This window comes from Lacrimispora sp., assembly GCF_032078915.1.
Lineage (GTDB): Bacteria > Bacillota > Clostridia > Lachnospirales > Lachnospiraceae > Lacrimispora.
Genome location: NZ_DAMAUN010000189.1, coordinates 1 through 2,103 on the forward strand (window position 1 = coordinate 1; position 2,103 = coordinate 2,103).

The 2,103-nt window shown below is 45.3% G+C and carries 1 protein-coding gene and 1 pseudogene; both read left to right on the forward strand.

From position 1 onward, the window contains the following. Positions 1 to 1,309, forward strand: a 1,309-nt coding sequence (locus tag RT269_RS30045) for an endonuclease MutS2 (RefSeq protein WP_313188203.1), incomplete at its 5' end; no start/stop codon positions are given. Positions 1,310 to 1,586: 277 nt separating this feature from the next. Next, positions 1,587 to 2,103: pseudogene (locus tag RT269_RS30050) on the forward strand (hypothetical protein); the annotation flags it as partial.

Here is a 2,103-nt window from a genome sequence, read left to right on the forward strand (position 1 = left end):
TGGCAGTGTCATTGACCAGTCAGCAACCGGCTCCACCCTTTTTATTGAACCGGCAGCTATTACAGAGCTTAACGGAGAACTGGAGCTTTTAAGGATTGAGGAGGAAAATGAGGCAAGAAGGATCCTGTATATGCTTACTGCCTCAGTAGAAGAAAATTTAGAGGTTCTGGAAGGAGATAAACGCCTTCTTGAGAAACTGGATTTCCTGTTTGCAAAGGGAAGCTTAAGTGCCTCCATGGCCGGCACCAGTCCAGGCATTAATACGGATCGGACCGTAAAAATCGTAAACGGCCGTCATCCATTCATGAACCCGGAAACTGTGGTACCTTTAAACTTTGAACTGGGAGAGAAAGAACGGGGAATCGTAATTACAGGGCCCAATACAGGAGGAAAAACTGTATCCATCAAGACGGTGGGACTGTTCTCCCTTATGGCCCAATGCGGCCTGCACCTGCCCTGTGAAGAAGCCGATCTTTGTATGAACAGCCAGGTGCTTTGTGATATCGGAGATGGTCAGAACATTACGGAAAATTTATCCACCTTTTCCGCCCATATCACCAATGTAATGAAGATCCTAAAAGCAGCCGGCCCGGAGAGCCTGGTCATCCTCGATGAGCTGGGATCAGGAACAGATCCGGCAGAAGGTATGGGAATCGCCATCGCCATACTGGAAGAGTTAAGAAGCAACGGATGCCTTTTTCTGGCAACCACCCATTACCCAGAGGTAAAGACATACGCCAAGGAGGCGGAGGGCATTACCAACGCACGAATGGCTTTTGACAAGGAAACCCTTAGGCCTCTTTACCGTATGGAGATCGGGGAGGCCGGAGAAAGCTGCGCCCTTTATATAGCCAAACGGCTGGGAATGCCGGATTCTATGATAAGAAGAGCCAGAAGATACGCTTACGGAGAGCAGGAGGGCTTATGGGAAGAGGAGCCGGATGCCTTAAAAGAGAGTACGGAACACTTAAACTTAAGCGGGCCTAAAATAGAAAAACTGAAAAAGACGGCGGTGAATAAAAATGTAATGGAAAAAAAGTTCACCATCGGAGACAGCGTGTTTGTTTATCCGGATAAGAAAAAGGGAATTGTGTGCAGACCTGTGAATGAGAAAGGGGTACTGCAGGTCCAGATGCCGGATAAGAAAATCTGGGTCAACCAGAAAAGGGTAAAGCTTCTGGTAGCCGCAGAAGAACTATACCCGGAGGATTATGATTTTTCCATAATTTTTGATACCGTGGAAAACAGAAAGGCAAGGCATAAGATGGAAAAGGGATATCAGGAGGGGCTGGAGATCAGAACGGAGTGATCCTGAGGCTTTAAAAGGCCGCCGTCAAGCCAGGCAAGGATGGGCCGGACGCCAAAAACGTCCGGCTCTTTTTGACATGTTTATATCTGACCTGACTTTAAGTTCTATGACTGGATTAAGCGGGAAAAAAGAGTCTTGTGTTAATTTGACGACCTTGCATACGTTATGGTAAAATAATGCAATATAGCTGAAGTTCATATTGGGGGGATTAATCATAATTATTATAAAACGGATGATATGTTATTTTCTGCTAATGCTGTTTTTGAACATCATTTTAATGACGTACGTAATTCCCGGCACTGCGGAAGCTGCAGCTGCAGGCATAGCCCTTGCCTTATTTTATATTTATTTCAATATTGCTCCGCGGAGAGATAAATCGCAGCAATACAGGCTTAGGGTACTGATCGGCGGCTATGAGCTGGTGCTTGCGGCTTTTTCCTGCTTTATGTTTGAGGTACTGGCATATCTCTGTGTTTTAGTCAAAGGCACGGAAATTGGAGTACATATCCTTGTAATAAACATATTTGTATGTGCGGGTCTGCTTTTTATTCTGCTGTTCAACGGGATTATACGAATATTCACCTGTTCCGGCCAGCTGGGGATCGTGCCGAGGATAAGCTTGCTGCTTTTTTGGTGGATTCCTGTTGTGAATATTGTCATACTCAGGAAATTCCTTGGCGTATCGGCTTCTGAGTATAAATTCACTGTCGCGAAATATCAACGAAACAGAGACAGGAAATACGAGGAATTATGCAAAACGAAATATCCTATCCTGATGGTGCATGGGATATTTT